Raw genomic sequence first — 26,691 nt, forward strand, 5'->3', positions numbered from 1 at the left:
CAATCGGCTTTTGCTTACGCTCAGCTCTTGTGGCGAGCTCTTTTGCTTGGGCACTGGTTGTCTCAGTTCGACTCGGACGCTGTGAAGCCTCTTTGTTCTGAATTGCTGCCGCCAGTTCTGCGTCTTGTTTGGAGAGTTCTAACAGTGCAGTAAGCCCTTTAGAAATAGATACTTTCAGCAGTAACCCTTGCTCCTGAACTCCATCATTCATGGTTACAGTTCTGGCCTTACGTGTCGGGTTTGCGGGATCTAATTCAAGCCAGTCTAATCGACTGAGTTCAGCAAGCAGTTTTCGGGGGGCACACCAGGGTCTTACGGCATCGGGATAGCGGATCAGTATCTGTTCACCAACCACAACCAGCGCGCTACTGGCCTCTGGGAGCCACGCCAAAGATTCAGGGATATTCAATGCCTCTGCATCGTGCTGGTTTACGTTAATTGAGATAGCGCCATCATATGAATTGTTAGGCTTTTCACATCCATCAGCTGGAGCATTTTCATTTGCCTGAAGGTGATTAACATCACTGGCATGACGAAGTTCATCATCTTGTTCGGACGGTTTTGTCGATGGCGACTTAGCCGAATTGCTATGTTCGATTGATGATGACGCTTCAGACAAGCCTGGCTGCTCTCTGGAACGACTCTGAGGCTCTGCTTGTGTTTGCTGTGTTGCTTCCCACTCAGATTTGCTAAACAGTCTCACGCTACTTGGTACATTCGAGCTGAACAATAAATCGGCCTCAGATATATGAAGCATGGGTAACCAGATTGGCTTGTCGTCTTTGATCAGCACTTCAGGGGCAAGACTTTCATATCGCTCATTTGAGACGGATTTAGTGGCCAATCCTCGCTCAATAAGGATGTCCGCAAGGGTATCGGGGTCTCTTGGGATGCCAGGTATCTTGTCTTTGGCCAATAGCTCAATGATGTCCTTAGCCGCGCTTTTCCAAACCAGGTAAAGATTGGTTGATTGATTCGATTTTCGTACCCAGACTCTGGCGTCTCGCTGATTGACTAACCACTGGGAACTGGCAAGCAATCGCCTCATGGCATCAAGTAGATAGCGTTCAACTGGAACACCAAGGGCATTGTCGTCAACGGAAATTCGTTGAGATTTGAGGTCTCGCTGTACACTGGTTTGGTCGGCTTCAATGACCAGTTTAGACAGGACATGCTCTGGATCGGTATTGCCAATTGCCTCCAGCATGGCTTGCAAAATTTCAGGGCCCGGTTGGGTTAACCAGGCGAGCAACTCAGGTGTCATCACCCGGTTTAACACCAGAATTGAGAATTGCTCGTGCCGCTTGCACCGTCCGTCGCGCCAGCGAATGAAATAGCGTTCAATGCTGTTATTAGTGGTCCACTGAGATAAGGTTTCTAAAAACGGGTTCCACTGATAGCGTCCATCTTCGTCTGTAATGGACAAGTCTGAAACAGGCTTACCAATATCATGGAACAAACCGCCAAGAGCCGCCGCAACACGCCACCTTGGTTCTAGCTCTTTTTTCTCAACCGGTGTGCCACTGGCAACAAAGATGATCCCTTCCGCTGCTTGTGCCGCCCAGAAAGCAACTTCCAACGAATGACGTAATAAACCACCAGCACCACTGTGATGATGATGCTCAGAAGCTGGCAGCAAGTGGACATAAGCAGCCAGATGATCAATGCAGGGCTGAATTAACCGTTGAAAATCACGCTGGTTGAAGCCAAGTACCTGGCGAAGTTTGGCAATTAGCTCGTCTTGTGTGGACTGCAAATCTTCAGGTGACGCAGCTGGCAACCCCTTCAGAAATGGCGGATAGCGCGGAATTTCTGTATCCAGTTGCGATGAAAGCTCTGGTAGTGCTTTGGTTTGAAAAAATAGGTTTTTGAACATAGTGAACCTCCGACACGATAGTGTGAAGGTTCATTAGCAACTGAAGATGTTAGATAGCCGAAAGAAATATGCATTTATCTGTAGTTGTTTTCGTTCTAGTGAAAAAACCGACAGTTACATTACAGTGTGGGGTAAGACAGCTTTTCATTATAAGACTGGGCATCATCTTCCCAAACTAGCCGAACAACATGCTTTCGTTTCGTTTGCATATGAACAGCGGCTATTAGCTCAACGGCTTGATACTTTTCGAGGCTTTCCATCGGAAATTTGTCAGTCACTTCTGATTCAATAACTAAATCGTTACCTTCGGGGAACTCAATTCTGACGTTTCTTGCAGTAGCAGCACCTTTATTCCAAACCTTAAGCCGATACTTACTGCTGCCAAGTTTTATAATTGATGCACCAAGGTCAGCTTGCTTTCCTTTCAGAGCATCTTCATTTTCTTTTTCCAAGAGAATGGTGTTTAGCTTTTCTTGGCTTTCGACAAGTGACTTCTGCCTCTTATTAAAGCTGACCGTTTGCCATGTTGCGTAGCCAGATAAAAGGAAAGCTAATCCGGCTATCACATCACCTGCATCAATAGTTACTGGCATTACCTAATCCTTATATTCTTGCTACCAGAAAAAGCCTTTTTCAAAGATTTACGTAGTTCGTCTTGAACGTCTTTTAAAACTTCTTCCTTGATTTCAGAAAGGTGCTCATCAATATTTTCGCTATTCTCTTGAATAAGCTCATCTTTATTGAACTCTCGGCCACAAGATGCACAAGTCATTACTTGTATTGTTTCATCGCGACCGTCTTCGTAGGAAAAGTCCGAACAACCACAAGTCGGGCAAAGCAAGCTTATGCTTCTATTGTACTTTTCAGGATTCATGCTATTTCTCCGTCACGTAAACAGCCATACTTAAAATTTAACCGCATGAGTGAGCGACATTTAGACTCAATCTGCTGGCTGAATCTTCCAATTATTGTTATGAAACTAAAAGTGAGCTGTCAGCCAGATGAACTGACAGCCCGATATAAAAACGAAAACAACTAGCCGCTTACGACTTCCATCAATTTCGAGTAACTCGTTACAACATCATATTTGACGTTTTCACTCGTTATCTCTGCATTAATTTTTTCAAAGAATTTCCTAGCACATTCAATCTTGCGATCTTCTATGCCACGCAATTCAAGCGAAGACATCGTTCCTTTAGTCTCTGCAATAAAGTAAATGTGTTTAACACTTCCTTCTTTGAAAGAAATCGCCCAATCAGGGTTGTAGTCGCCAACAGGCGTCGGTATCAGAAAACCACGAGGCAGTTTTGCATAAACCACGACTTCTTTGCTTGTATCGAGCTCGGTAACAAAGTCTCGCTCAATACCTTGTGAATCGACGACAACATAATCATAAATATGCTTATTAACGCCACTAACGGCTTTTGTCATATCTGTGATTTTTTGCTCTGCCGTGAATATATCAACATCATAAGATTCGTTCGTTGGATCATATGATAGCTTCTCGATAATCACAGATGCCTTTTGCTCTTTCACAAGGCGTGAAGCCTCAGCGAGAAAATGCTCAGGGTTCTGCTTAAATTGTGCAAATACTACAGGTTCTATACCCATCAGTATTTCGGCGACTGTTTTGCGAGTCAGCACACAATTTTCAGCCAACTTACCAACCAAGTCATAACGAACAGCAGAATGAATGCTCGATTGATGAGTTTCAGTCTCAGTGTTTTTCACCTTGAAACTTTGTCCAGCTTTGAGTTGTTCGTCGGTAATGCCATCCAATTGAACACCATCTTGAATGGTGTATTGAAGAGGCGTTACCTTAAGTTCATTGTTGAGAACCCGAATACAATTTTTAATCAACTCAGATGAATCAAAATCAACCTTATAAACCGCTTTGCGATTGATTTTGTGCCAAAGCTCCTGAAACTCTTTTTTATCAAAATTAGCATTCAAAGGATTGTTTTTAGGTTTACGATCATCACCAACACCTGGCAATTGCGCTTCACTATAAACACCATCTATCAGAGTCAATATTTGCTCTCGATAAGGCTCTAACTCAATAGGCATTGGCGCTAACTGTCCACTAGCCTTAGCCTGGTGGAATGATGGCGCAATTGAATCGTCAGCTTCATTGGTATAATCATTTTTAAGCAAATACTTATAAATTTGCTTAGCCATGACAGGTGTTACTTCTACATGTCCATCAGCCGTTGTAATTGTCTTACCCGTAAAATAAGCTTCATCTGCTTTTCTAGGTCTCGCTGAGAGAGACTCGCTGATTTCTTTTTGCAGATTCGTGACAAAGTCTTTATAGCTTTCACTTGCAATCACCGACAAAACATTAATTTCATGCACAGTTGCCGGATGGTCTTGTCTGTCACCATGTTTATTGACGGCCAGACGTAAACCACGCCCAACTTCTTGACGACGAGAGATAGTGTTGTCGCTGTGTTTTAACATACACATGACAAATACGTTTGGATTATCCCACCCCTCGCGCAAAGCCGAGTGTGAAAAGATAAATCGAGTAGGCTCTTCAAACGAGAGTAACTTTTCCTTATCTTTTAAAATCAAATCATAGGCATCTACATCGTCTGATAGCCCGGCATCTTCACCACGGACTTTAAAGCCGGGGTTCTGAAGACGATTTGATTTCTTATCAATTGAGAAGTAACCATTATGCGTTCTAGAGCCTTCAATGGCCGATAGATAGGCTTTATAGGCTTCAGTCTGTTCACTTGGCAAAAGGGACAACTCATCAAGATACTCCTGTACAAGCAAGGAATACTCTTCTTCAAAGACGCGAGCATAATCACCTTTTTCATCGGCTTGAGAGTAGTCTCTATACTTTGCGACTTCGTCAATAAAAAAGAGAGAGAGAACCTTTATACCCTGGTTAAAAAGTGTTTTTTCTTTTTCAAGGTGCGCTTTAATTGTCTCGCGGATCTGTATTCGGCGAATGGTCTCTTCGGTCACGTCTCCCGTGGCATCGCCCGCGGTTAAAGCATGGCCATTTTTGAATTCAACCGTGTCGTTAATCGCGTTGACATCAGTAACCACAAAGTCACGGTACTGGTCCAGACCATTGCTAAGATCAAAAAGATTATCGCCCTTAGTGACCTTCTTGGGTATGCGTTTAATGCCATTTTGTTGTTTAACTTCGATCTCAATGCGAGCCACTGGCATTTTTTTCGAGATCTCGATGGATTCCAAATATAGATAGGCTGTCGTTCCCGCCAAGCCTTTTACTGAAATACCACGAACGGCAATTTTCTTAACCAGCTTATTGTTATAAGCGTCAAGCGCATCCAAGCGATGCACTTTATTATGTGTTGTCTTATGCGTGGCCGAATATCGAAGTACCATCAGTGGTTTGAATTTGGCTAAGGCATCTAATGTCTTCTTACCTTCCATCTTCTGCGGCTCATCCAAAATCAGGATTGGACGGTTTGCACTAATAACATCAATAGGACGCCTAGACTGGAAGTCATCCAACTCTTCATAAATACGTCGATTGTCTTTTCCTGACGCATTAAAGGCTTGAATATTAATGACCATGACATTGATGCCACTGTCAGAAGAAAAACTCTCTAACTGGTGCAATTGTTTCGAGTTATAGATAAAGAACCGAGCCTTTTTACCGTCGTAATTCTGAGCAAAATGCTCACCGGTGATTTGCAGCGACTTGTAAACACCTTCACGAATGGCGATGCTAGGCACTACGATAATAAATTTGCTCCAGCCATAGCGCTTATTCATCTCAAAGATGGTTTTGATGTAGCAATATGTCTTACCAGTACCGGTTTCCATTTCGACATCGAGGTTTATCTTAGAGCTAGCATTGCAGACTAACGCTTCTGAAACAGGGAGGTTCTGCCTACTTTGAACACCATGGATATTCTGCAATAACTGCGATTCAGTGATTGCGAGTTCAGCATTTTTAAAACCATCCTGGTCGCTCATATCCCAGCCAGCGTTGCCAAATTTATCTTTGGCAACGCCAGGATCGATTCGGTAGGTTACGCCGGAGGTATTAGGTTGCCCCGCAAAACAGTCAACAACCGATTCTACGGCAACAGTTTGATAAGGTTGGACTTTGAACTTTAACTTCATACTCCCTCCTTATATCGCTTTAACTTCAGTATGTGGGGACACTTGCTTGAAAATCTGCTCGGCATTAATTTTTACTGCATCAGACTCAAAGCCGTCATCACGGAACACTACGCGAAGTGGTTCTTTTGTGGCTAACTCTTTAATCAAAGCTTCATTTATGCGCAGGTCAAAACAGGCCACCAGTGCATCATCATCGACAAAGAATACCGATTTACCTTGAATCGTTTCTTTTCTAATTGGCAAGGTTAAATCGACGCCCCAATCAAGTAGAACCTGGAAAAGTAAATCTTCATCAGTGCGGTCTGCTTTAATATTATCTACCAATAAGTCTAACGAACCCTGCGATACTTGATCTGGCGAGTAGTAAACATCCGCCATGTTGGAGGTATCCACTTTAAGTACTCGGAAGCCAACGTCTTTATTCCAGTCTTTGTGGCACTCGCCTGCTAATATTTTTGCGCCAGCTCGGCGGATACGTTCCTTGGAAATTTCTGCAATTGTTTTATAGCCTGCTTTATAAGCCTCTGACTTTTTGTCACATTCTTCAGGGAGCTGAACCATAATAAATTTTCGGTTACCGCCATCTTCAGCATTTAGTTTCATTACAGAGTGGGCAGTTGTCGATGATCCAGCGAAAAAATCTAGTACAATTGAATCTCTATCAGTAACAAGTCTAAGAATCCTTTCAATCAATCGAACAGGTTTTGGATTAGTAAATAGCCCTCCTAAATCAAGCTTTTTTAATTCACTATTTGACTCGTGATTATGTCCAACCTCATCATATGGCCAAATCGTGACTGGCGTCACACCATCTTTTATTTCCGATAAAAAGCTTTTCCTTGAAGGGGTTTGATTACCATCCGAACCAAACCATATCTCATTTCCTTCATCCATCCTTTTCATTGATTCGTCATTAAATCGTGAGCGTATGCCCTCTCCCCCTTTAACGCTGCTCCTCAGAGACGGCTATACGGTAGTTATCTGCGGCCGTAGTTGAGCAGTGTGGTTATTGAGCAGTATCTCGCACCATAAAAACTGTATGAATATACAGCTTTTATGCTAGGCTTATCTTGTAGAGCAAGGTGAGTGAGATCTCTTTATGAGCCGGGTTTCCCCAAAAAGTTTTCCCCAAGGTATCATTACGAAAGGCCACACAGATAAGAATTTCCAGTTTCTGGTTCTGTCCGGTAATGTTTTGCTTCTAATTCAATCTCACCTTGCTAATTTACCGCCGTCCCAGCTGCTCCGAGGCGAGAAATCCATAGTAACTGCGGTCTACCGCGATCTCGGCAAACTGGGCATCCTGCGACTGCCCCGTAAGGTTCTGACCCGCTACCGCCATCCAATAGCGCCAACGACTGGTCAGTTGCTCCTCTTCCGGCAGCTTGGCGATCAGGTGCTGAACCTGAACCCAGTCCTGCTGGCTCAGTGCCAGTCGGATGCGCCATTCGGTAATCTCAACATCCTGAAAATCAGGATCAATTTTGGCCACCAGTTCAGGGGCATCATCATAGAAGCGAAGCGCCAGACGCACGCCCAGATAGTGATTCAGCTCCGCCTTCTCTTCCGGGGTAAAGTTAAGATGATCTCTCAAGGATAACCAGCGACGGGCAGCAAGCCGCATATCCTTTTGCGCCAGACGACGCACGGCATAATCCACGATAATACGGTGGGTATGATTAGAGGCGGAGAAGGTTTTCGGCTTTAACCAGCGTTCCGGATTACTGCGCACCTGCCACAACAGGCGGGCACTTTTCTTACCATCGGGCTGATCGATCTTTTTCTCTGCAAAACGTGCCAGCGAGAAATTGCGCTCGCGTACCGCATTCCAGAAACGTATCTCGGCAACCGGAGAGGTCAGACCGCCCCTACGCTGCCAATAGGCAAACACAGAGTCACAGCTTTTCGGTTGCGATTCCCCCTGCACCCAGACTTCAGCCACCTTATCCAGCTGGGTCGCCAGATAGCCCTGCTTCATCTCCGCTTTCAGCATCAGACACTTATAGTGATTGCCACGGGGCTGAAACAGCTGATAAGACTGGCGATAACCCTCCCAGTCATTGCGGGCGGCCAGGGTATTGAGCCACTTCTGTTGCAGGCTCTCGGCCACCGGCAGGTGCATATTCTGTTCAATGAAGCGATTAACCTGGTCAGCACTCAGAGATTCCAGCTGACGGGAGATCACCTGGGCTTCCAGATAAGGTTTTAACGGATAGTTTTCCAGCGCATCAAGATTCTGACGTACCTGAGATAAGCGTCCTTTGGAAACCTGATCGGAAAGCTGCTCGAATAACTGACGCTGTTCCGCCAGCTGAGCATTGTTATGCAAAGCCGCCGATGCAGGCTGAGAGACGACCAGCAAAGCAGCGGCCACACCCAAGATTCGCTTTTGGGAAACACGGCGACAGAAAGCGGTCGCGCGGGGGATAAAATTCAGTCGGTGGGCCTGTCTGAGCACACCTGTCCATCGTTGCTGCATGAGTGTCTCCTTAACGCTCCCTGAAACCTGATCCCAGTTGAGATCAGCCGCTATCCTGAAATCTTCCAACACACCGGAAATCATGCTGATTGGAAGTCACACATCACACGCAATAACGGACGTTCAGACTTTTTGTTTTTAAACCGGATAAAGCCATCCACCGCCACAAAAAAAGCGATGGACTAAGAATAATGTAAGAGAAATATAACAATAGCTCAAACACAGCTTTAAAAGAGTCTACAAAAAAGCGTGGCCGGAGGACACAACACACTGAAAAATAAACCTGAAACAGCCATAAGACTGCTTCTATACGGTTACCCGGGCAACTCCTGAGGCAGCCCATGGGTCAGTTCCTGACTAATCTCCGCCACCAGCCTAGCAGCCAGTCTGGCGGTGCGATCATCGTCATCCAGCAATGGGTTGCACTCAGCAATATCTGTCAGTAACACCGGGACATGTGCTGCAGCGGCTTCTTTCAGGATCAGACGGATGATTTCACATCCGGTCACCGCATCCAGCCCCAGAACGGACGGCGCGCTGACACCCGGAGCCACGGCCACACTGAAGGCATCCAGACAGATCGTCAGATAGAGGTAATCCAGCTCTGCCAGATAGTCTTTCATGTCCTGCCGAATCGCTTCCAGATCCGTGGCTTTACAATCACGATCCAGACGCCATTTAACCCCCTGCTCGCGGGCAAATTCAAACAACGCCTGAGTATTAGCCGTTTCGTTAACGCCAATGCAGTAGTAATGAAATGCTTTGTTATTGGCATGACACCATTGAGCAATCTGGCGAAACGGCGTGCCTGAACTGGGCTGAATATCCGGATTACGCAGATCCAGATGTGCATCCAGATTAACAATACCAATACGGGCACTCTTATCTTCAGCGTAAATATGCTGTGCCACCCCCTGATAACTACCCCAGGCGATCTCATGGCCACCGCCCAGTACAACAGGCTTTAGCCCATTATCCAGCAGGAAGGTGATTTTATCCGCCAGTTCACTTTGCGCGACTTCCATTGACGTATCATCACAACGGATATCACCCGCATCCCAAGCTTTTACCGGCAGGTGCCAGGCGGCATTGGACAAGGCCCGACGAATGGCAGCGGGGCCTTCTTTGGCTCCCTGTCGCCCTTTATTCCTGCGCACGCCTTCATCACAGGCAAAACCCAAAATAGCAATGCTATCCGTCTCAAAAGCATCCGCCCCAAAACCATCTGGCTTAAAAACATCCGCGGGTAATGGACTGATCTCCTGATGCCAGCGCGTGCTGACACCAGCCTCTTCACTATCAACCCGACCAGTCCATACCGCCATATCTGCGGGGTTATAGGTCATCGATTCACTCCGTTTCATTTTGCTTCCTGCCCTGCCAGCCAGATTTTTGACGGACGGTGCATATTAATGCCGTAGCTGAGTTCACTGGGGTGCTCGATTGGCCACAACACAAGATCGGCGTCATAACCCACTTTAAGCACACCTTTGCTGTTTTCTAACCCCAGTGCCTTTGCGCCATGACAGGTAGTGCCCGCCAACGCCTGCTCCGGTGTCAGTCCAAATAACACACAGCTCTGATTCATCGCGAGCAGCAAAGATGCTATAGGCGATGTTCCCGGGTTCAGGTCAGTGGAGACTGCCACCGGAATATTATGTTCAAACAACGCTTTTATCGGTGGCAGTTGAGTCTCTCTCAGACAATAGAAGGCTCCCGGCAGCATCACTGCAACGGTTCCGGCCTGCTTTAATACCGGTAAATCTTCTTCCGCCAGATATTCTAGGTGATCGACTGACAAGGCATTAAACTCTGCCGCCAGTACCGCCCCTTTGAGATCACTCAGCTGCTCAACATGGCCTTTTACCGGCAAACCATGTTTTACCGCGGCTTCGAATAAACGTCGGGTTTGCTTGGGTGAAAAGCCAATACCTTCACAGAATACATCCACCGCATCGGCCAGTTTCTGCTCGGCCACTAAGGGCAGCATTTCATTGATCACAATATCCAGATAGGCATCCGGGTCATGTTTGTACTCGGCGGGAACCGCATGCGCCCCCAGAAAGGTTCGCTTGACCGTCAGCCCGGTATGATCTGCCAGCTGCCCCGCCACCCTCAGCATTCTCAGCTCAGTTTCTGTATCAAGGCCATAGCCTGATTTGATTTCAACGGTTGTCACTCCTTCAGCCATCAGACGCTGTAAACGCTTTAAACCTGAAGCAAACAGTTCTTCTTCAGAAGCCGCTCTGGTGGCGGTCACGGTACTGACAATGCCGCCGCCTTTACGGGCGATCTCTTCATAAGACACACCCTGTAAACGCCACTCAAATTCACGGGCACGACTGCCGCCATAAACCAGATGCGTATGGCAATCGATCAGGCCCGGTGTTAGCCAGCCTCTTTGTCCATCAAGCCGTTCAGTCGCGTCAAACTCAGGAGCTTCTGCTGCTGCCCCGACCCAGCTGATTCGCCCTGCCGTGACAGCCAACACACCATCCTCTAACTGACCATAGGGTGATGCTGAGCTTGATGTCCCGTAATCCATTGTCGCCAAAGACACGTTGTGTATTAAAAGGTCACAGCGATGAGCATCAGCTTTATTCTGATTCATCACGGTATCCGATCTTGTCATGAGGCACTCTCTTTCTTATCGCGATAATTTGAATGCCATCCGTTAAACGGATGGCATTCTGTTACAGGCTATCAAAAGGTCAGAAGTCCAAACCGTCCAGCAAGCCATCATCAACCTGATTGGCCAGAGTGACCTTCAGTTTAGGCGTGCGCTCCATTTCACGCTTAATGGCGAAATCAGCTTCTTTATTCCGTGCCCAACTGCGTCGTGCAATGCCGTTGTTTACGTCAAAGAACAGCATATTTTTAAGGCGACGCTCAGCGGCTTCAGAACCATCCAGCAGCATACCAAAGCCGCCGTTGATCACTTCACCCCAGCCAACACCGCCGCCATTGTGAATCGATACCCAGGTTGCCCCCCGGAAGCCATCACCAATCACGTTATGAATCGCCATATCCGCGGTAAAACGGCTGCCATCATAGATATTTGACGTTTCACGGTAAGGGGAGTCGGTGCCACTGACATCGTGGTGATCACGGCCTAATACCACAGGGCCAATCTCACCGGCATTGATGGCATCATTAAAGGCTTTGGCAATTTCTGCCCGGCCCTGTGCATCGGCATAGAGGATACGCGCCTGTGAGCCAACCACGAGCTTGTTCTGTTTAGCGTCATTGATCCAGGTGATGTTGTCCTGCATCTGCTGCTGAATCTCCTCCGGAGAATCCCGCATGATGCGTTCCAGCACCTTCGCCGCAATCGCATCGGTTTTATCCAGATCATCCGGATTCCCTGAGGTACAAACCCAGCGGAAAGGGCCAAAACCATAGTCAAAACACATCGGCCCCAGAATATCCTGAACATAAGAGGGATATTTGAAGTCGATACCGTTTTCAGCCATCACATCACCGCCTGCACGCGATGCTTCAAGCAGGAAGGCATTACCGTAATCGAAGAAATAGGTGCCCTTAGCCGTATGCTTATTGACCGCATCGGCGTGGCGTTTCAGCGTGGCCTGTACTTTTTCTTTAAAGACTTCCGGCTCTTCACGAATCAGACGGTTTGATTCTTCGTAGCTGATATCCACTGGGTAGTAACCACCGGACCAGGGGTTATGCAATGAGGTCTGGTCGGAGCCTAAATGAACGAAGATATCTTCAGCCAGGAAGCTTTCCCAAACGTCTACGACGTTACCAATAAAGGCGATGGAGACAACTTCTTCGTTGTCCTGTGCTTTACGAACACGGGCAACCAGATCCGGCATATTGTCAACCAGCTCGTCTACCCAACCCTGCTCATGGCGCTTGATCGCCGCTTTAGGGTTCACCTCTGCACAGACAGTGATACAGTCTGCAATGTTGCCCGCTTTAGGCTGGGCACCACTCATACCGCCCAGACCTGCGGTTAAGAAGATCTTACCTTTCGGGCTTTCGCCTTTATTCAGCACTTTACGGAAAGCATTCATCACCGTAATCGTTGTACCGTGAACGATCCCCTGCGGACCTATGTACATAAAAGATCCGGCGGTCATCTGACCGTATTGGGTCACACCCAAAGCATTGAATTTTTCCCAATCATCCGGTTTTGAGTAGTTCGGGATCATCATGCCGTTCGTCACAACGACTCTTGGAGCCTCTTCAGAAGAAGGGAACAGCCCCATCGGGTGTCCGGAATACATGTGCAGCGTCTGATCCGCTTCCATCTCACTCAGATACTTCATGGTCAGCAGATACTGTGCCCAGTTCTGAAATACCGCGCCATTACCACCATAGGTGATCAGTTCTTCCGGATGCTGAGCCACAGCAGGATCTAAGTTATTGTCGATCATCAGCATGATCGCAGCGGCCTGCTGGCACTTAGCCGGATAATCCTCGATTGAGCGAGCTTTTAACGAGTGCTCAGGCTTAAAACGGTACATATAGATCCGGCCATAGTCGTTCAGCTCTTTCGCGAACTCAGGAGCCAGTTCTGCATGCCACTCTTTCGGGAAGTAACGCAGCGCATTGCGCACCGCCAGCTGTTTTTCTTCCGTACTTAAAATATCTTTTCGTTTCGGTGCCCGGTTAGCGTTTTCCGGGTACGGCTTTGCAGCGGGTAAACTCGCAGGAATGCCTTGCTTAATCGTTTGTTGAAAAAGATGGATATCATTCATTGTCAGCGTCTCCTTATGTTTTCCCGGTTTAAGCGTGTTTTACTGGCGAATCGACACAGAGCGCCTGCGTCTGAACCAGCTCGATCATGGCGTCGATATCAGGTTTTAGCAGTCTGTCTTCTTCTAACTTGGCGACTTTGCTACGGATAATCTGGTGGTTCTGCTCGATCACCTCGGAACAGGTATTCGGACGTCTGAAATCGATCGCCTGGGCGGCATACATCAGCTCAATGGCCAGAATCTTATCCAGATTGCCCAGGATCTGATTGAGCTTACGACCCGAAATACTGCCCATAGAGACATGATCTTCCTGCCCCATTGAGGTTGGTACGCTATCCGCTGATGGCGGGAAACAGAGTGATTTGTTTTCAGTGACTAAAGCTGCAGTGGCATATTGAGGAATCATCAGGCCGGAATTTAAACCACCGGATTCCGTTAACATTCTTGGCAGGCCGTGCATGCCCTCAAGCAGTAAATAACAACGACGATCGGCAATATTGCCCAGCTCAGCCGCCGCGATAGACACGTAATCCAATGCCATCGCCAAAGGTTGACCGTGGAAGCTACCACCGGAAATGGCTTCTTCCTGGCTGATCACAATGGGGTTATCCGTCACTGAGTTCATTTCGATCTCAGCTAACTCTTTCAGATGTTTGTAGGCGTTTCGGGAAGCACCATGCACCTGAGGAATACAGCGCAGTGAGTACGGGTCCTGTACTCGGTCACAGTTGGTATGCGATGCCATATTCTGGGAACCGTCAAAAAAGCCCCGCATTCTGGCGGCCACTTCTACGCAGCCCGGAAATGGTCGGGTCTGATGCAGTTCTGCTCTGAACGGTGAAGAACTTCCCTGCATACCTTCGATGCTCATAGCACCGGCTAAATCCGCTAAATCCAGCAGGTAACGCATTTTGACCAGTGCGGTAATGGCGTGAGACAGGATAAATTGAGTGCCGTTAATCAGCGCCAGCCCTTCTTTAGCTTCAAGCTCCATAGGCGCTAAGTTATGCGCTTTTAACAGAGAGATCGCAGGTACCGTTTCTGAACCCTGCCAGAACTCACCTTCACCGATTAAGGGTAAAAACAGATGTGAAAGAGGTGCTAAATCTCCTGAAGCCCCCACTGAACCCTGCTCGGGTACGACAGGAATCAGATCCAGCTCTAAAAATTTGAGCATTCTCTCAACGACTTCAAGACGAATACCCGAAAACCCCTGGCTTAATGCATGAATTTTGGTAATCAGCATCAGCTTAGAGATGGACTTGTTGATGGGGCTACCTACGCCAACCGCATGGGTGATCAGCAGGTTTTTTTGGAGCAGATTGGTCTCAGCAGGAGAGATTTGGGTATCACACAGAGGGCCAAAACCGGTATTGATGCCATATACCGCAGAATCTGAGCTGGCCATGTGCTCAACATTTTTCCGGCTGGTGTTGATTTTGTCTTTTGCTTCCTGACACAGCTCCGTTTCAACAGAGCCATTGGCGATATCGTTAACCAGTTCAACAGTGAGGGTATCTATCCCGTATTTAAACGTCATTTTTATAGTTCTCCGGTGAAAATGTAGCTGCTGGGAGAATTATATCTTGCAACTTAAGCTTTATAGATAAAGAATATCCGAGCGTTATTCCGGATTTATCGAACTAAAATAATCGTTATCAAACAAAAGCCACCGAACAAAAGATGAGAGCTGCATCGCAGCGGAGAAATTCTTATATGCAGATCCATGATGTCGACTTAAAACTCTTAAGAATCTTTGTCGCTATTGTTGAATCCGGCGGTTTATCGGCAGCGGAATCAAGGTTAAACATCGGTCGTTCGACCATCAGCTCCCATCTGTCTGACCTTGAGATCCGGCTCGGCCTGACATTATGCAAGCGTGGACGAAGCGGTTTTGAGATAACAGAACCCGGACGTGTCACCTATCAGGCCAGTCTCGAACTGCTCAGACAGTGCGAAGCCTTTGCGGCGACCGTTGCCAGCTCCAAAAACGAACTGACAGGCCGTGTCACCATCGCCACCATTGATAATCTGGTTAACGATCCGCGCTGTGGAATCTCAAAAGCGATCGCAGCACTCCGAGATAAAAGCGATTCCATTCAGTTTGAAATCAATGTGTGTGAAGCAAGGGAAGTTGAAACATCGGTTATCAGCGGGCGTTCTATGGTGGGGCTGGGAGTGAGCCGTCATCATATTCGTGGGCTGGACTACTACCCGTTACAGGACGAAGTGAACTACCTGTATTGCTCTTCAGAGCATCCGTTGTTTGATTGCGATGATGATCACCGTGAAGCCTTGCTACAGGAGGCTGAAATTGTTTCCAGCCATTATCAGAGAGATAAAGAAACCCGAAATGACGGGTTAAATTATCAGAATACCGCCACGGCTTACCATGATCAGGGCATTGCACATATGGTGCTGTCCGGGCGGTTTATCGGTTATCTGCCAGAGCATTATGCGAACCAATGGGTCGAAAAGGGTCAGCTAAAAGCGATTTTGCCAGAGCGGTATCATTACGAGATCCCTGTGATGCTGATAACACTGAAGAATGCGGTTTCAACTCCGCTCATCAAAGAGTTGATCAGTGAATTAAAACGCTGCCATAGCAACCCTTAGTCAGAACCTGTTGATCCTATGAACCCAAAGCCGGTTCAGGCCTTGGGTTCCGGGACTGATCAGAATGCCTTAGGGCGTTAATTCAGAACATCTTCAACAATTCATAGCGTCTTCAACAACAGTCTTGTTAACAACCCCGTCGAAGGCTTCATCCAGCATCTTTTGCTGGGATTCTGAAGGCTGTGAAAAACGAATCGGCCGAACCTGTTCCGCAAGCGCCTGATTATGGACAGGTACGTGGCTCATGATGTATTCCGAAAGCGCAGTAATGGTCAGCGACGGATTCACCCCCAGATTACCGGGTATCACGGAGCCATCGACCACCCTGAGATTCTGATAACCAAAGACTTCGCCTTTATCATTTACGACACCGGTCATGGCATCCCGTCCCATGGGCACACCACTCATGATATGAGCTGTCATAGGAGCCCCTGTCAGGATCTCCGTCAGGGCAGAACCCGGCTCACCACCAAGCTTTTCCGCAAACTGTTTAGTTGCCTTTTCGGCTGCGGGGAAAGAGACCGATAGTGGGCTGTCGTCGGACTTCTGAACGGCACTCAGTCCCTTACGGAATAACTTATACCAGGGACGTCGCCATTCCAGATGGATAAAGGCTTCTGAAGTCTGCATGACCAAAAACAAAATAGAGTTACGGGCTTTACCTTTGAAGCGCAGCACTTTCCAGGTTTTAAGGGGGTGCAGCAGTGTATTACCCACAAACTTCAGAAAACGTGCCACGCCGCTACCCGTGACCATAGGCACATAGGGCAGGTAGAGCCAGGTGCCATCAGAGTCCTCCCGGTATCGGGTAATCTCCATATTGGTGTCCTTATCCACGGAGATAAAGGAGCTGATACTGACGCCATCACTCACCTTGTGCTGAGTATTGTTCGCCGTGGTCAGTGTTTCCGAGTTAGTGCGGATCTGCTGGCCAAGACGATTTGAGATCGCCGACAGGCTTTTCAGCTGATCGCGCATTTTTAGCAGCAGAGGAACGGTTCCCATCACACCAGCGGAAACCACAACGCCCTGCGTCGTCAGAGTATAGATTCGCTTCTTCCGCCCCAGCCCCTCACGTATCGTCAGCCGGTAGCCTTCGCTGCCATCGCCACAGCCCTGTTGTTTGATGGGCTCAATTTTCAGCACCTCAGACTCTGCTCTGATCTCAGCGCCGTTGCGCTCGGCAAAGTAAAGGTAGTTTTTCAGCAGAGTGTTTTTGGCATTATTACGGCAACCTATCATGCAACTGCCACAGAAATTGCAGGTCGTTCGCTCCGGGCCATCACCATCAAAATAGGGATCAGCGATTGTTTTTCCCTCAACGCCGTCAGCCTGCGGGAAGAACACGCCGGTATTGACCGTCTTAAAGCTGTCTCCCCGTCCGTTTTCTTCTGCGATAACTTTCAGAGTATCGTCCGCAATATTGGTGTAGCTGTTTCTCGCCGTACCCAACATACGTTGCGCCAGCCGGTAAAACGGCTGAAGCTGCTCAAACCAGTCCGTGCGCACCTGCTGCCAGGATGGCGACTGAAACACGGAACGATCAGGAATCAGGTGCACATTGGCATAGACCTGAGAACCGCCACCAACACCCACCCCATGCAGCACGGTCACTTTACGGGTAAAGGTAAACTGGACAATACCCTTCCAGCCAAGCTTAGGCATCCAGAGGTAGTTTTTCTGATCCAGATTGGTTTCGGCAAACTCATCATCACGACGCCGTATACCTTTTTCCAGCACCAGAACCCGATGGCCTTTTTCCGTCAGGCGCAGGGCACTGACCGATCCGCCAAAACCAGAACCAATCACGATCTGGTCAAAATCAAAGGCTTGGGTACCGGAAACTCCGGAGTTATCGTGGGTTTGGGTCATCTTTTTACTCTTTTTATTGTTGTTGAGGTCTAAAATGTCAGGCGCTCACTGATCTGGTGAGCACACAGCCGCACGCTGCCACGGCAGGTTCCAAGGGAACCTGAGCGGCATAAGACATGAGGCTGGAAGGAAAACAGGCTGCAAGTGCAGCAGAATGCCCGAATCTATACAGATCCGGGCCAGCGGCTAGAGCTTGAGTTTAGCGATCAGCCCCAGCATACGATCCGCAGTTTTACCGTAAGGTGGCATCAGGAATTTCATGCCGGAAAAGGGTGCCTGATAGAAGACAGGGCGCAGTTTGGAGAAGGTCAGAAAGCCCTCGTAGCCGTGATAATGCCCCATACCGCTGCCGCCGATACCACCGAAAGGCAGATCATGCTGCCCCACATGGAAGAGCGCATCGTTCACCGATACCCCACCGGAAAGAATATTGCTGATATAGCGGTTTACCAGCGGCTTATTGTAGCTGAAGGGATAGAGCGCCAGCGGACGATCCCGATCATTGACGTAATCGATCACTTGCTGCGGATCGGTATAGGTTTTCACCATCAGGATCGGGCCAAAGGTTTCCCGCTGGTCGATGATCATCTCATCCGTTGAATTCAGTACCAGCGTCAGTGGCAACTTGCGAGTGGCGGCATCGGGCTCCTGACCCGTCAGGTTGATTACCTCTGCTCCCTTCTCACGGGCATCATCCAGTGTTTCCAGCAATCGCTGAAAAGCACGATCATCAATGACAGAGGTGTAATCCCTGCTGTGAATATTGGCGCAATGATGGTTAACCCAGCGCTGTACCTCGGCAATAAAGGCATTTAACTGCTGCTCATGAACAAAAACATAATCCACAGTTGTGCAGATCTGACCGGCGTTGAACTGCTTCACAAACATCAGCCGCTCAACGGCCTTCCTCAGCGGATATTCAGGGTCGATCACCGCCGGAGATTTACCACCCAGCTCCAGGGTTACCGGCGTCAGATGTTCTGCCGCAGCCGCCATCACTTTACGGCCGGTCTGGCCGGAACCGGTAAACATCAGATGATCAAAGGGCAATTTTGAGAAGGCGATACCCACACTGCCAGTCTCAGTGAAAAACTGCAGCTTGTCCGCCGGAAAATAGTTCGGCGCCAGCTGGATCAGCAGCTCACTCAGATGGATAGAGTTCTCCGACATTTTCACCATGGCGCGGTTACCGGCGGCAAAGGCTGCGGACAAGCCGGAAAAGCTCAGGTTCAGAGGGAAGTTCCAGGGAATGATCAGGCCAACCACACCCACCGCCTGAGGGATCACGCGGTTTTTCGCCCCCGGATAGAGCATAAAATCGATCTTACGGCGCTGAACCTTCATCCACTTTTTCAGGCTTTTCAGGGTGTGATCGATATCGTCTGCCACCGTGATGATTTCGGCGATCATGGTTTCATGATAGGAACGGTTGCCGTAATCCTTGTTGATCGCCTCAACGATCTGCTCGCGATTCTCCAGCAGCAGGCGCTTTAGATTAGTCAGATGCTCGCGGCGCTGCTGATAGCTCTCCTGCCCGTGCTTCCGAAATGCCGCCCGCTGCAGTGTCAGCGCCGCGGCCAGCTCCGGATGGTCTGAGGCCTGAAAGTCAGAAATTTGAGGTTCCTGCATTTGAGATTCAAACAGTGCTTTATCCTGTACCGACGTGTTCATAGTTCATCCTCGCAGACCGGGGCAAAGGTTTATCGAATGAGGCTACTATCTCTGATCTCAATCTTTAAAGCTTGATATTTTAGGACAAGCATTTGATTATCTGGGACAGGTGATCAGACATTGATATCCAAAACCTGAATAACAAAACCCTGTCTCCTGAAAAATAGAGAATACGCCAATGCGGGAACGCTTTATACGCGCGGCCAGTCTGGAAGGTTTTGCCGATCTGGTGCGCAGCTACAACCTGAATCCCAACACCCTGCTGGAGCAGGTGGGGCTACTGCCCTCTCAACTGCGGGAACCGGACAGCTTTATTCGCTATGAAGATTATCTGACCATTGTTGAGCTGGCCGCCAAAGCCTCCGGTGATCCGGTGTTTGGCCTCAAGTTGAGTCAGAAACAGAGTCTTGCCACGCTTGGGCTGATGGGAGCTTATATGTCCCGTCAGGATAGTGTGCTGGACGCCCTCAAAATTGCTGAGAAGTATCTCTATCTGCATGTGGAAGGACTCGCCCTGCAGCTGAGCCAGATCGACCAGCCCCCATCAAAGGAGGATGAGTGCGAGCTGCGCTTTATCAATCTGAGCCAGAGCGGTGCCGATTACCCGCAAAAGGCACAGGTGACGGTGGGCGCGATCCATAAGGTGTTTCAGGAGCTGGCAGGCCCGCAATGCAAAATCCACCGTATCAGCCTGCGACAACCCGCGCCACAAAGCGGCCTTGCTCTCTTTGAGCAGGTCTTTCACTGCGATCTGGTCTTTGGCGCAGAGTACGATGCCCTCTACTTCCCTGCATGGGTACTGGCCCTGAAACCCGCGATTAATGACAAGCTGATCGATCAGCTGCTGGACAAGGCCCTGTCGGCATCGACCAGCTATCAGAATGATGATCCCGGGCGACAAACCCTGGATCAGGTGGAAAGCGCGATTCGCATGCTGCTCTCGACAGGCGAATGCAATAAAGAGAATGTCGCTACCTGCGTCGGGCTGCATCCCAAAAAGCTACAGCGGCTGTTAAAAGACCAGAACACCAGCTTTCGGGATCTGCTGGAAGAGGTCAGAAAAAAAGAAGCGGTGCGCCAGCTACAGCAGCGACAGGTTTCCCTGACCACATTGGCGCTTCAGCTGGGGTATTCGGAGCTTGCCGTATTCAGCCGCCGCTTTAAAGAGTGGTTTGGTTTAAGCCCTTCGGACTGGCAGAAGCAATCTTCCGTTTGACCATTCCTCGATTTGAACCGAAACCTCAAACCATCAGCCATAAAAAAGGCTCTGATCACCTTTCAGCGATCAGAGCCTCTTATTTAGCTCTCAAATGAGAGCAGATAGCAAAATCTCAGCTCTTTAAATCAGGGCTTAAGCGTTTTTCGCCTTTGGAAAGCCCAGCACAATCGACACAATCCGCTTAACGGCCAAAGCTCAATAATGGACTCGTCATCGGCAGACAGTCCGGTTGTCTCTGTATCGAGCAGCACCATTGGCTGTTCATCACCTACCACAGGAGAGAGTTCAAGTGGCCAGGACTGCGGCTCACGCGTTAAAGGAATGCGTTCCAGCAATCTAAAATCTTCTGGTCTTTCTGGGATATCCGCGAGGCGCTCTAGCGGAAATGGCGCAGGGGCTCTTGTCATTGATGGTTCCTCTTCAATTCTATTGTTCGCTTTAGGTGATTTCACTGTGCCACAGGTAGTACAAAATGCACCTTGGATACCTCAGCGTTTTTTTAATCTTTCTACTGTGTGAACCCATGTATGAAGGCTTTGGCTAAGCCTTTCAGAAAGCTTTAGCTAAACCGTTTAGGTAACCCTTACCGATACCCTTTACGCATGACTTAGCCAACCCCTTTTCAAACGGTTGCAAAAGGCTTGAACCGAGTTCGACTGAGCATTTTAATGATGCTCCTGACTTCGCTTTAAGCCAGTAAATTCAATACGAAGCAGAATTTTACTAACTGTTTTTAAACCCTTTGCAAAGGGTTCAACAACCCTTGTCTGACGGTTACTCGACCCATGCGTTAACCAGTAGCAGTAACAGGATCAGTAACAGAAACAAGAGCAGTAGGCAGAAGCAGTATTGTCCAAGCCTTGCAGGCTTTGACGAGGGCAAGCGATCCCCACATCAAGCTTTTCAACACAAAAAAGAAATCACCTACAACACAGCGTCTTACTCGAACAACTACAGTTTACCTACAATTTTACTTGTAGAAATCAGCATAGCATTAGATACTGTATAAACAAACAGTATTGATTCTATTTTTTCGAGGTTCGTCATGAGTGTCTCGCTGATAGGCCGTAGCGGCGCACTTGCCTTCATCAAAGCCAAGCGCCTTCGTATTCCATTGTTCATGGAACGTGTTTCTGCTGGTTTTCCCTCACCAGCGCAAGATTATGTTGAGCAAACGCTCGACCTTAACGAGCTGTGCATCAAGCGACCGGCTGCAACGTTCTTTGTGCGTGTTGAAGGTAATTCAATGATTGATGCCGGGATTCACCCGGATGATATTCTGGTGGTTGATCGCTCTGTTCAAGCCGAACACGGTGACATTGTCATCGCTGGCATCCATGGTGAACTCACGGTAAAGGAGCTTCAACTAAGGCCATGCGTCAAGCTGATCCCAAGAAACCAGGCGTATGAGCCCATTCATATTCCTGAAGGGACAGAGTTGGAGATATTTGGTGTGGTCACCAATGTGGTGCGAAACATGCGCCGCAAGTCGTGACTATCCCATGCCTGTATTTGCCTTGGTGGACTGCAACAACTTTTACGCCAGTTGTGAGAAGCTGTTTCGTCCTGATTTAAAAGATACGCCGGTTGTGGTGCTGTCCAACAATGACGGTTGCGTGGTTGCACGGTCGCGTGAAGCTAAGTTACTCGGTATTAAAATGGGCGTACCCGTCTTCCAGATCAAAGCTGAAATGCAGCGCCATGGTATTTTGGCATTCTCGTCCAACTATACGCTGTATGCAGATTTAAGCAGTCGAGTGATGCGCACTTTGGAGGAGATGGCACCACGAGTAGAGGTCTACTCCATTGACGAAGCGTTTTTGGACTTAACCGGTATTGAGTCTGCCATATCTCTTGTCGAGTTCGGACAACAAGTGCGAGCGCGCATAGGCCACTGGATTGGGATCACCGTCTGTGTAGGCATTGCACCGACAAAAACACTCGCCAAACTGGCAAACCATGCCGCCAAAAAGTATCCAGCCACTCAGGGCGTTGTAGACCTGACCAATCCAGATCGGCAACGTCGATTGCTCGCATTAGTCCCGGTTGATGATGTTTGGGGCGTTGGTCGACGGCTTTCTAAGCGTTTAAATGCTTTGGGTATCACCACAGCCTTAGACCTCGCCAATGCCTCTCCTAGCGCCATCAGAGACCAGTTTTCAGTAGTTTTAGAGAGAACCGTCAGAGAGCTCAATGGTGAGTCGTGCATTGCACTTGAAGAGATCCCGCCAACTAAGAAACAAATCGTCTGTAGCCGTTCATTTGGCGTAAAAGTAACGCACTTTGAATTGTTACGTGAGGCCGTATGTGAATACGCAACCCGCGCCACTGAGAAGCTTCGCAAAGAACAGCAGCAAGCCAAAGTGCTGACCGTGTTTATACGTACCAGCCCCTTTAAGGACAACGAGCCGCAATACAGCAACTCCGCATCGGGCGAGTTGCTGATCCCCAGTTGCGATACACGAGATTTTATCGAACTGGCCAATCACTTACTCAAGCGGATTTGGAAGGATGGTTTTCGTTATGCCAAAGCGGGCGTCATGCTGTCTGACTTTTACGATCCAGGCATGTTTCAACCAGGACTATTCGATGACGTATCGACCCTCTCTCATAGCCAACAGTTGATGTCTGTATTGGACACCATTAATCAAAGCGGTGCCGGAAAGGTTTTCTTTGCTGGACAAGGTACGAAGAAAGATTGGTCGATGAAGCGTGAGCATTTATCTCCCGCCTACACAACACGCTGGGACCAGTTACCGCGAGTGAAGTAGCGCCGATAATTCAGTAGGCATTCACTCTTCGACGAAGCATGTTGAGCTTATCAACTTGGCGTCGAACATCACTGAAGAATTCTTCCTTCTCCATGGCCAGCGCTAGCTCCCACTCTTTGGCCAAACCTTGGCAGTCCAAAAATGAGTATCTCAGCTTCGTCTTTGAAATACGCAGACCTTTACTAAAGACTACGCGCTTGCCTCGTTGACCGTGAAAACTGTTGATGTACCACTCAATGCCAAAGCCATACTTAAAGTCTCTGATACGGACACCAAGCAGCCCCCAGTCTTTAAAGGGCTCATTCTCACGAACCTTGTAATGGGTAACCCAAAAGTCATCAACTTCAGCTCGTGCCAGCGCTTTTAGCCTGTCCGTTTCTTGCTGAAGTAAATCTGATACCTCTGCTTTCCATTGTTCATTGACGATTTCTACCAAACCAATTTCCCCATCCAATTAAACCCAAAAGCCAAAACCACTATCCGTTTGGCTTTTGGATCGAAACGCCAAACGTAAAACTGCCGTAACAATCACTGTTTGGCGTCTCGATATAAATCAACTCGCGCAATCCCATACCTGACAAGGGATGCAGGCCGATTTCACTTAAAAACGCCTAAAAAGACGTATTGCCATGAAAATACAAACCGTTTGGCAAGTTCAGGCCAGAATGCAAACGACGTTTGGCGTCTCGATTTTTTTGGCTAGGTTATCCGCCGCCAAACAGAGCCTATTCTCATACTTTTGCGAAAATGCAATAGGCAGATAGATGAAAGGATTTGTCACCTTTCTGCCCACCGCCAGTGCACCGAATCCTGATAATGACATTTGAGTGAACCGCCAGAGCACTTGGACATACCCAAGCGTGACCAGTGCGGTTGATTGAAAACCGTTAGAGCACTTTGAGTGCACAGGAGATAAGTATGTTTGTACTAGGCGTAGATATCGGTTACTCAAACCTGAAGCTGGCAATTGGCCAATCAGGCAGCGAACCGAAAACCATTATTCTGCCTGCGGGTGCCGGTCCTGCGGATCGTATGCCGGAGCGTATCGGTGGAGGCGATGATGACACTTGTTTGTATGTGTCAGTCGATAATGAGCGTTGGGCCGCAGGTGTGCCTGCTGGACGCCTTCAAGGCTGGGAACGAGAGCTTCACCCGGAATATCCCACCACAAAAACCTATAAGGCGCTTTTTCATGCCGCCTTGTTAATGGCTGAAACAGAATCCATCGATTTGGTTGTCACTGGATTACCGGTTTCCCAGTTTCATGAACCACAACGTAAGTCTGACCTTGTGCAGCGTTTAAAAGGTGTCCATCAAGTGACGCCTAAGCGCAGCATCACTGTTCATGACGTCAAAGTGCTGCCGCAGCCTGCCGGTGCCTACATGGATCTGGTTCAAACAGGTGGTGATTTGGGCTTGATTGAAGAAGGTCGCGTCGTCGTCATCGATCCCGGCTTCTTTTCTGTTGACTGGGTTGCCCTTGAGGCCGGAGAAATTCGCTACAGCTCATCAGGAACCAGTCTTCAGGCAATGTCCGTGCTTCTGGAAACAATCGATAAGCTGATTTCAGAAGATCACGGTGCCAAAGTCGGAATGGATCGACTTGAAAAAGCCATGAGAACCGGCGACTTACAGGTCCTGCTATTTGGAGAAAAAGTCGATATTTCACCTTATCTGAATACTGCCATGAAAAAGGTAGCGCCTGTTGCTCTTACAGCCATGCGCCAATCCATGCGTGACGAAAGCATTAATGCGGACTTGGTATTGATCGCCGGAGGTGGAGCCTTGGCTTATAAGGAAGCGGCCAAGGAGATTTTTTCACGAAGCAAGATAATCGTGCCGGAGCAGTCTGTTTTGGCGAACGTCCGAGGCTTCTGGTTTTATGGGGCTTGATCATGAGAGTTGTCGTCAACATTCCCCCAGGGAGCCACCCTGAACTGCTCAAAGAATTAGAAAAGACGCCGCCACGGGAACGCGCTGAGCGTCTGAGGATGCTGGCCACCTTTGGCTTAATTCACATGAGCCAACCCAATTTATCCACTACATCTGCACCGGTGGATGGCCATGCACCAGATGGTGAAGTGACTTCTATGAGTACAGCGCCAGAACCCAAAGCAGAATCACGCAAACAATCATTAAAATCAAAACTAGGGCTGGGCTTATAACATGGCGTTATCAGTTAGCTGGCTCGATGCCAGGTTAAATAAAGAAGCAAAAGAAACCGTAGTAAAAGCTGACCGAGATGGACTAAGTGCTCGGGTCTCGCCCAAGGGCAAAATTGTTTTTCAGTTTCGTTATCGGTTCGATGGCAAGCAACAGCGGGTAGACATAGGTACTTACCCACTTATGAAGCTTGCTGAAGCCAGGAATGAGCTGGATAGGTTAAGGGCGGTACTCGACCAGGGCAGAAACCCCAAGCTCTACCTACAGCAGGAACGGGCCAAGTATTCTGCCAATCAAAGCTTCGAATCGATTTTTCGAGACTGGATAGACTCTGCCGGTAAGCAAGGGCTAAAGGAGAAAACGTGGCACTACCAAAAACGCAGCAGTGAAATATATTTGCTGCCCCGACTTGGCAAGTACCCATTAACTGACATCAATGAATTGTCCTTACGAAACTGTCTTCGTGAGGTTTCGGAGTCGTCCCCTTCAAACACAGAACGTCTGGTGTCTGTGCTGCACAAGTTTTATGACTGGCTGATTGATGAACAAATTTTGGAAATTAACGCTGCCGCTGGGATCACAGCAAAAAAGGTTGGCGGTAAGAAAGGCAAACGAACTCGGGTGCTAAACGATAACGAGATCAGGATACTTTGGCGCTATTTACATGAGTCAAAAATTACTGAGAAGAACCGCATCTACATAAAATTGCTTCTGCTATTGGGCGGTCGCAAGGGCGAACTCATTCAAGCTGAAAAGCATCACTTTGACTTGCAATCTGCAATGTGGACAGTGCCCATAGAGATCCGCAAACAAGGTGAGAAAATAGGAGCGCCGATCATGCGGCCATTAATCAAACCAGCTATCGAGCTGATTGAACTGGCGATGCAGATGAGTAAATCAACTTACTTGTTTCCTGCTAACGGACAAGAGGAACTTGCCACAAATGGCTTTGATACCACTATTCCTAACAATGTGAAAATCTGGGCTCGCAGGTCGCTTGGTATTGAGATGGAACACTGGTCTATGCATGATCTTCGAAGAACGATGCGAACGCGTATGTCGGCCATCACGACGCAAGAAGTTGCCGAGTTGATGATTGGCCACAGCAAAAAAGGGTTGGATGCTATCTACAACCAATATCAGTACCTGGATGAAATGCGTCATGCTTACGACGTTTGGTATCAACA

General features: G+C 48.3%; 21 protein-coding genes. 7 read left to right on the plus strand and 14 right to left on the minus strand.

Annotated features, from left to right (window positions below; genetic code table 11):
• The 10 genes from mobH to hutH all read right to left on the minus strand — a co-directional run.
• A partial coding sequence (gene mobH, locus ASC49_RS18680) for a MobH family relaxase (RefSeq protein WP_055464752.1) occupies nt 1-1,876 on the minus strand: 1,876 nt, incomplete at its 3' end.
• Between the two features lie 119 nt (nt 1,877-1,995).
• Nucleotides 1,996-2,469: a hypothetical protein gene (locus ASC49_RS18685; RefSeq protein ID WP_001145412.1), complete on the minus strand. Its 474-nt coding sequence runs from the start codon at nt 2,467-2,469 to the stop codon at nt 1,996-1,998.
• Complete coding sequence (locus ASC49_RS18690) at nt 2,469-2,750, minus strand: ECs_2282 family putative zinc-binding protein (protein WP_055464753.1); 282 nt, start codon at nt 2,748-2,750, stop codon at nt 2,469-2,471. The genes ASC49_RS18685 and ASC49_RS18690 overlap by 1 nt, the downstream gene beginning before the upstream one ends.
• Nucleotides 2,751-2,911: 161 nt before the next feature.
• Entirely contained in the window at nt 2,912-5,989 is a 3,078-nt protein-coding gene (locus ASC49_RS18695) for a type III restriction-modification system endonuclease (RefSeq protein WP_055464754.1), read from the minus strand.
• Between the two features lie 9 nt (nt 5,990-5,998).
• Complete coding sequence (locus ASC49_RS18700; protein ID WP_082443886.1) at nt 5,999-6,892, minus strand: DNA methyltransferase; 894 nt, start codon at nt 6,890-6,892, stop codon at nt 5,999-6,001.
• A gap of 322 nt (nt 6,893-7,214) precedes the next feature.
• Entirely contained in the window at nt 7,215-8,468 is a 1,254-nt protein-coding gene (locus ASC49_RS18705; RefSeq protein WP_055464755.1) for a hypothetical protein, read from the minus strand.
• 314 nt (nt 8,469-8,782) lie between these two features.
• Entirely contained in the window at nt 8,783-9,832 is a 1,050-nt protein-coding gene (gene hutG, locus ASC49_RS18710; protein ID WP_072242192.1) for a formimidoylglutamase, read from the minus strand.
• A complete protein-coding gene (hutI, locus tag ASC49_RS18715; RefSeq protein WP_082443887.1) occupies nt 9,829-11,100 on the minus strand; it encodes an imidazolonepropionase in 1,272 nt (423 codons plus the stop codon). Before hutI ends, hutG begins: the two co-directional genes overlap by 4 nt.
• A 79-nt stretch (nt 11,101-11,179) precedes the next feature.
• Nucleotides 11,180-13,192, minus strand: a complete 2,013-nt coding sequence (locus tag ASC49_RS18720) for a urocanate hydratase (RefSeq protein WP_055464757.1) — start codon at nt 13,190-13,192, stop codon at nt 11,180-11,182.
• 28 nt (nt 13,193-13,220) lie between these two features.
• Complete coding sequence (gene hutH / locus ASC49_RS18725; protein ID WP_055464758.1) at nt 13,221-14,732, minus strand: histidine ammonia-lyase; 1,512 nt, start codon at nt 14,730-14,732, stop codon at nt 13,221-13,223.
• 176 nt (nt 14,733-14,908) lie between these two features.
• On the opposite strand from hutH, the gene ASC49_RS18730 reads away from it, so the two are divergent.
• On the plus strand, nt 14,909-15,808 hold the full coding sequence (locus ASC49_RS18730) for a LysR family transcriptional regulator (protein ID WP_055464759.1): 900 nt from the start codon (nt 14,909-14,911) through the stop codon (nt 15,806-15,808).
• A 93-nt stretch (nt 15,809-15,901) separates the two neighbouring features.
• On the opposite strand, the gene ASC49_RS18735 is transcribed toward ASC49_RS18730, so the two are convergent.
• A complete protein-coding gene (locus ASC49_RS18735; RefSeq protein WP_072242193.1) occupies nt 15,902-17,680 on the minus strand; it encodes a GMC family oxidoreductase in 1,779 nt (592 codons plus the stop codon).
• 186 nt (nt 17,681-17,866) lie between these two features.
• Nucleotides 17,867-19,351 (minus strand): coniferyl aldehyde dehydrogenase, encoded by a 1,485-nt coding sequence (locus ASC49_RS18740; RefSeq protein ID WP_211262095.1) that lies wholly within the window; start codon nt 19,349-19,351, stop codon nt 17,867-17,869.
• Between the two features lie 178 nt (nt 19,352-19,529).
• Here ASC49_RS18740 and ASC49_RS18745 point away from each other — a divergent pair, with 178 nt between their 5' ends.
• Nucleotides 19,530-20,567, plus strand: a complete 1,038-nt coding sequence (locus ASC49_RS18745; protein ID WP_055464760.1) for an AraC family transcriptional regulator — start codon at nt 19,530-19,532, stop codon at nt 20,565-20,567.
• 128 nt (nt 20,568-20,695) lie between these two features.
• On the opposite strand, the gene ASC49_RS18750 is transcribed toward ASC49_RS18745, so the two are convergent.
• A complete protein-coding gene (locus tag ASC49_RS18750; protein WP_055464761.1) occupies nt 20,696-20,977 on the minus strand; it encodes a hypothetical protein in 282 nt (93 codons plus the stop codon).
• A 638-nt stretch (nt 20,978-21,615) separates the two neighbouring features.
• Here ASC49_RS18750 and umuD point away from each other — a divergent pair.
• Nucleotides 21,616-22,065, plus strand: coding sequence for a translesion error-prone DNA polymerase V autoproteolytic subunit (gene umuD / locus ASC49_RS18755; protein ID WP_055464762.1), 450 nt, complete (start codon nt 21,616-21,618; stop codon nt 22,063-22,065).
• Nucleotides 22,034-23,341: a translesion error-prone DNA polymerase V subunit UmuC gene (umuC, locus tag ASC49_RS18760; RefSeq protein ID WP_428838696.1), complete on the plus strand. Its 1,308-nt coding sequence runs from the start codon at nt 22,034-22,036 to the stop codon at nt 23,339-23,341. Before umuD ends, umuC begins: the two co-directional genes overlap by 32 nt.
• 10 nt (nt 23,342-23,351) lie before the next feature.
• On the opposite strand, the gene mobI is transcribed toward umuC, so the two are convergent.
• Nucleotides 23,352-23,795 (minus strand): conjugative transfer protein MobI(A/C), encoded by a 444-nt coding sequence (gene mobI / locus ASC49_RS18765; RefSeq protein WP_023584022.1) that lies wholly within the window; start codon nt 23,793-23,795, stop codon nt 23,352-23,354.
• A gap of 464 nt (nt 23,796-24,259) precedes the next feature.
• Here mobI and ASC49_RS18770 point away from each other — a divergent pair, with 464 nt between their 5' ends.
• From ASC49_RS18770 to ASC49_RS18780, 3 genes are all read left to right on the plus strand, one after another.
• Nucleotides 24,260-25,234: a ParM/StbA family protein gene (locus ASC49_RS18770; protein ID WP_052921327.1), complete on the plus strand. Its 975-nt coding sequence runs from the start codon at nt 24,260-24,262 to the stop codon at nt 25,232-25,234.
• A 2-nt stretch (nt 25,235-25,236) separates the two neighbouring features.
• On the plus strand, nt 25,237-25,506 hold the full coding sequence (locus ASC49_RS18775; protein WP_040523228.1) for a hypothetical protein: 270 nt from the start codon (nt 25,237-25,239) through the stop codon (nt 25,504-25,506).
• 1 nt (nt 25,507) lies between these two features.
• The coding region (locus ASC49_RS18780; protein ID WP_055464764.1) for a tyrosine-type recombinase/integrase at nt 25,508-26,691 on the plus strand (1,184 nt) is incomplete at its 3' end.

It is taken from the genome of Marinomonas fungiae, from assembly GCF_001418205.1.
Taxonomy (GTDB): domain Bacteria; phylum Pseudomonadota; class Gammaproteobacteria; order Pseudomonadales; family Marinomonadaceae; genus Marinomonas; species Marinomonas fungiae.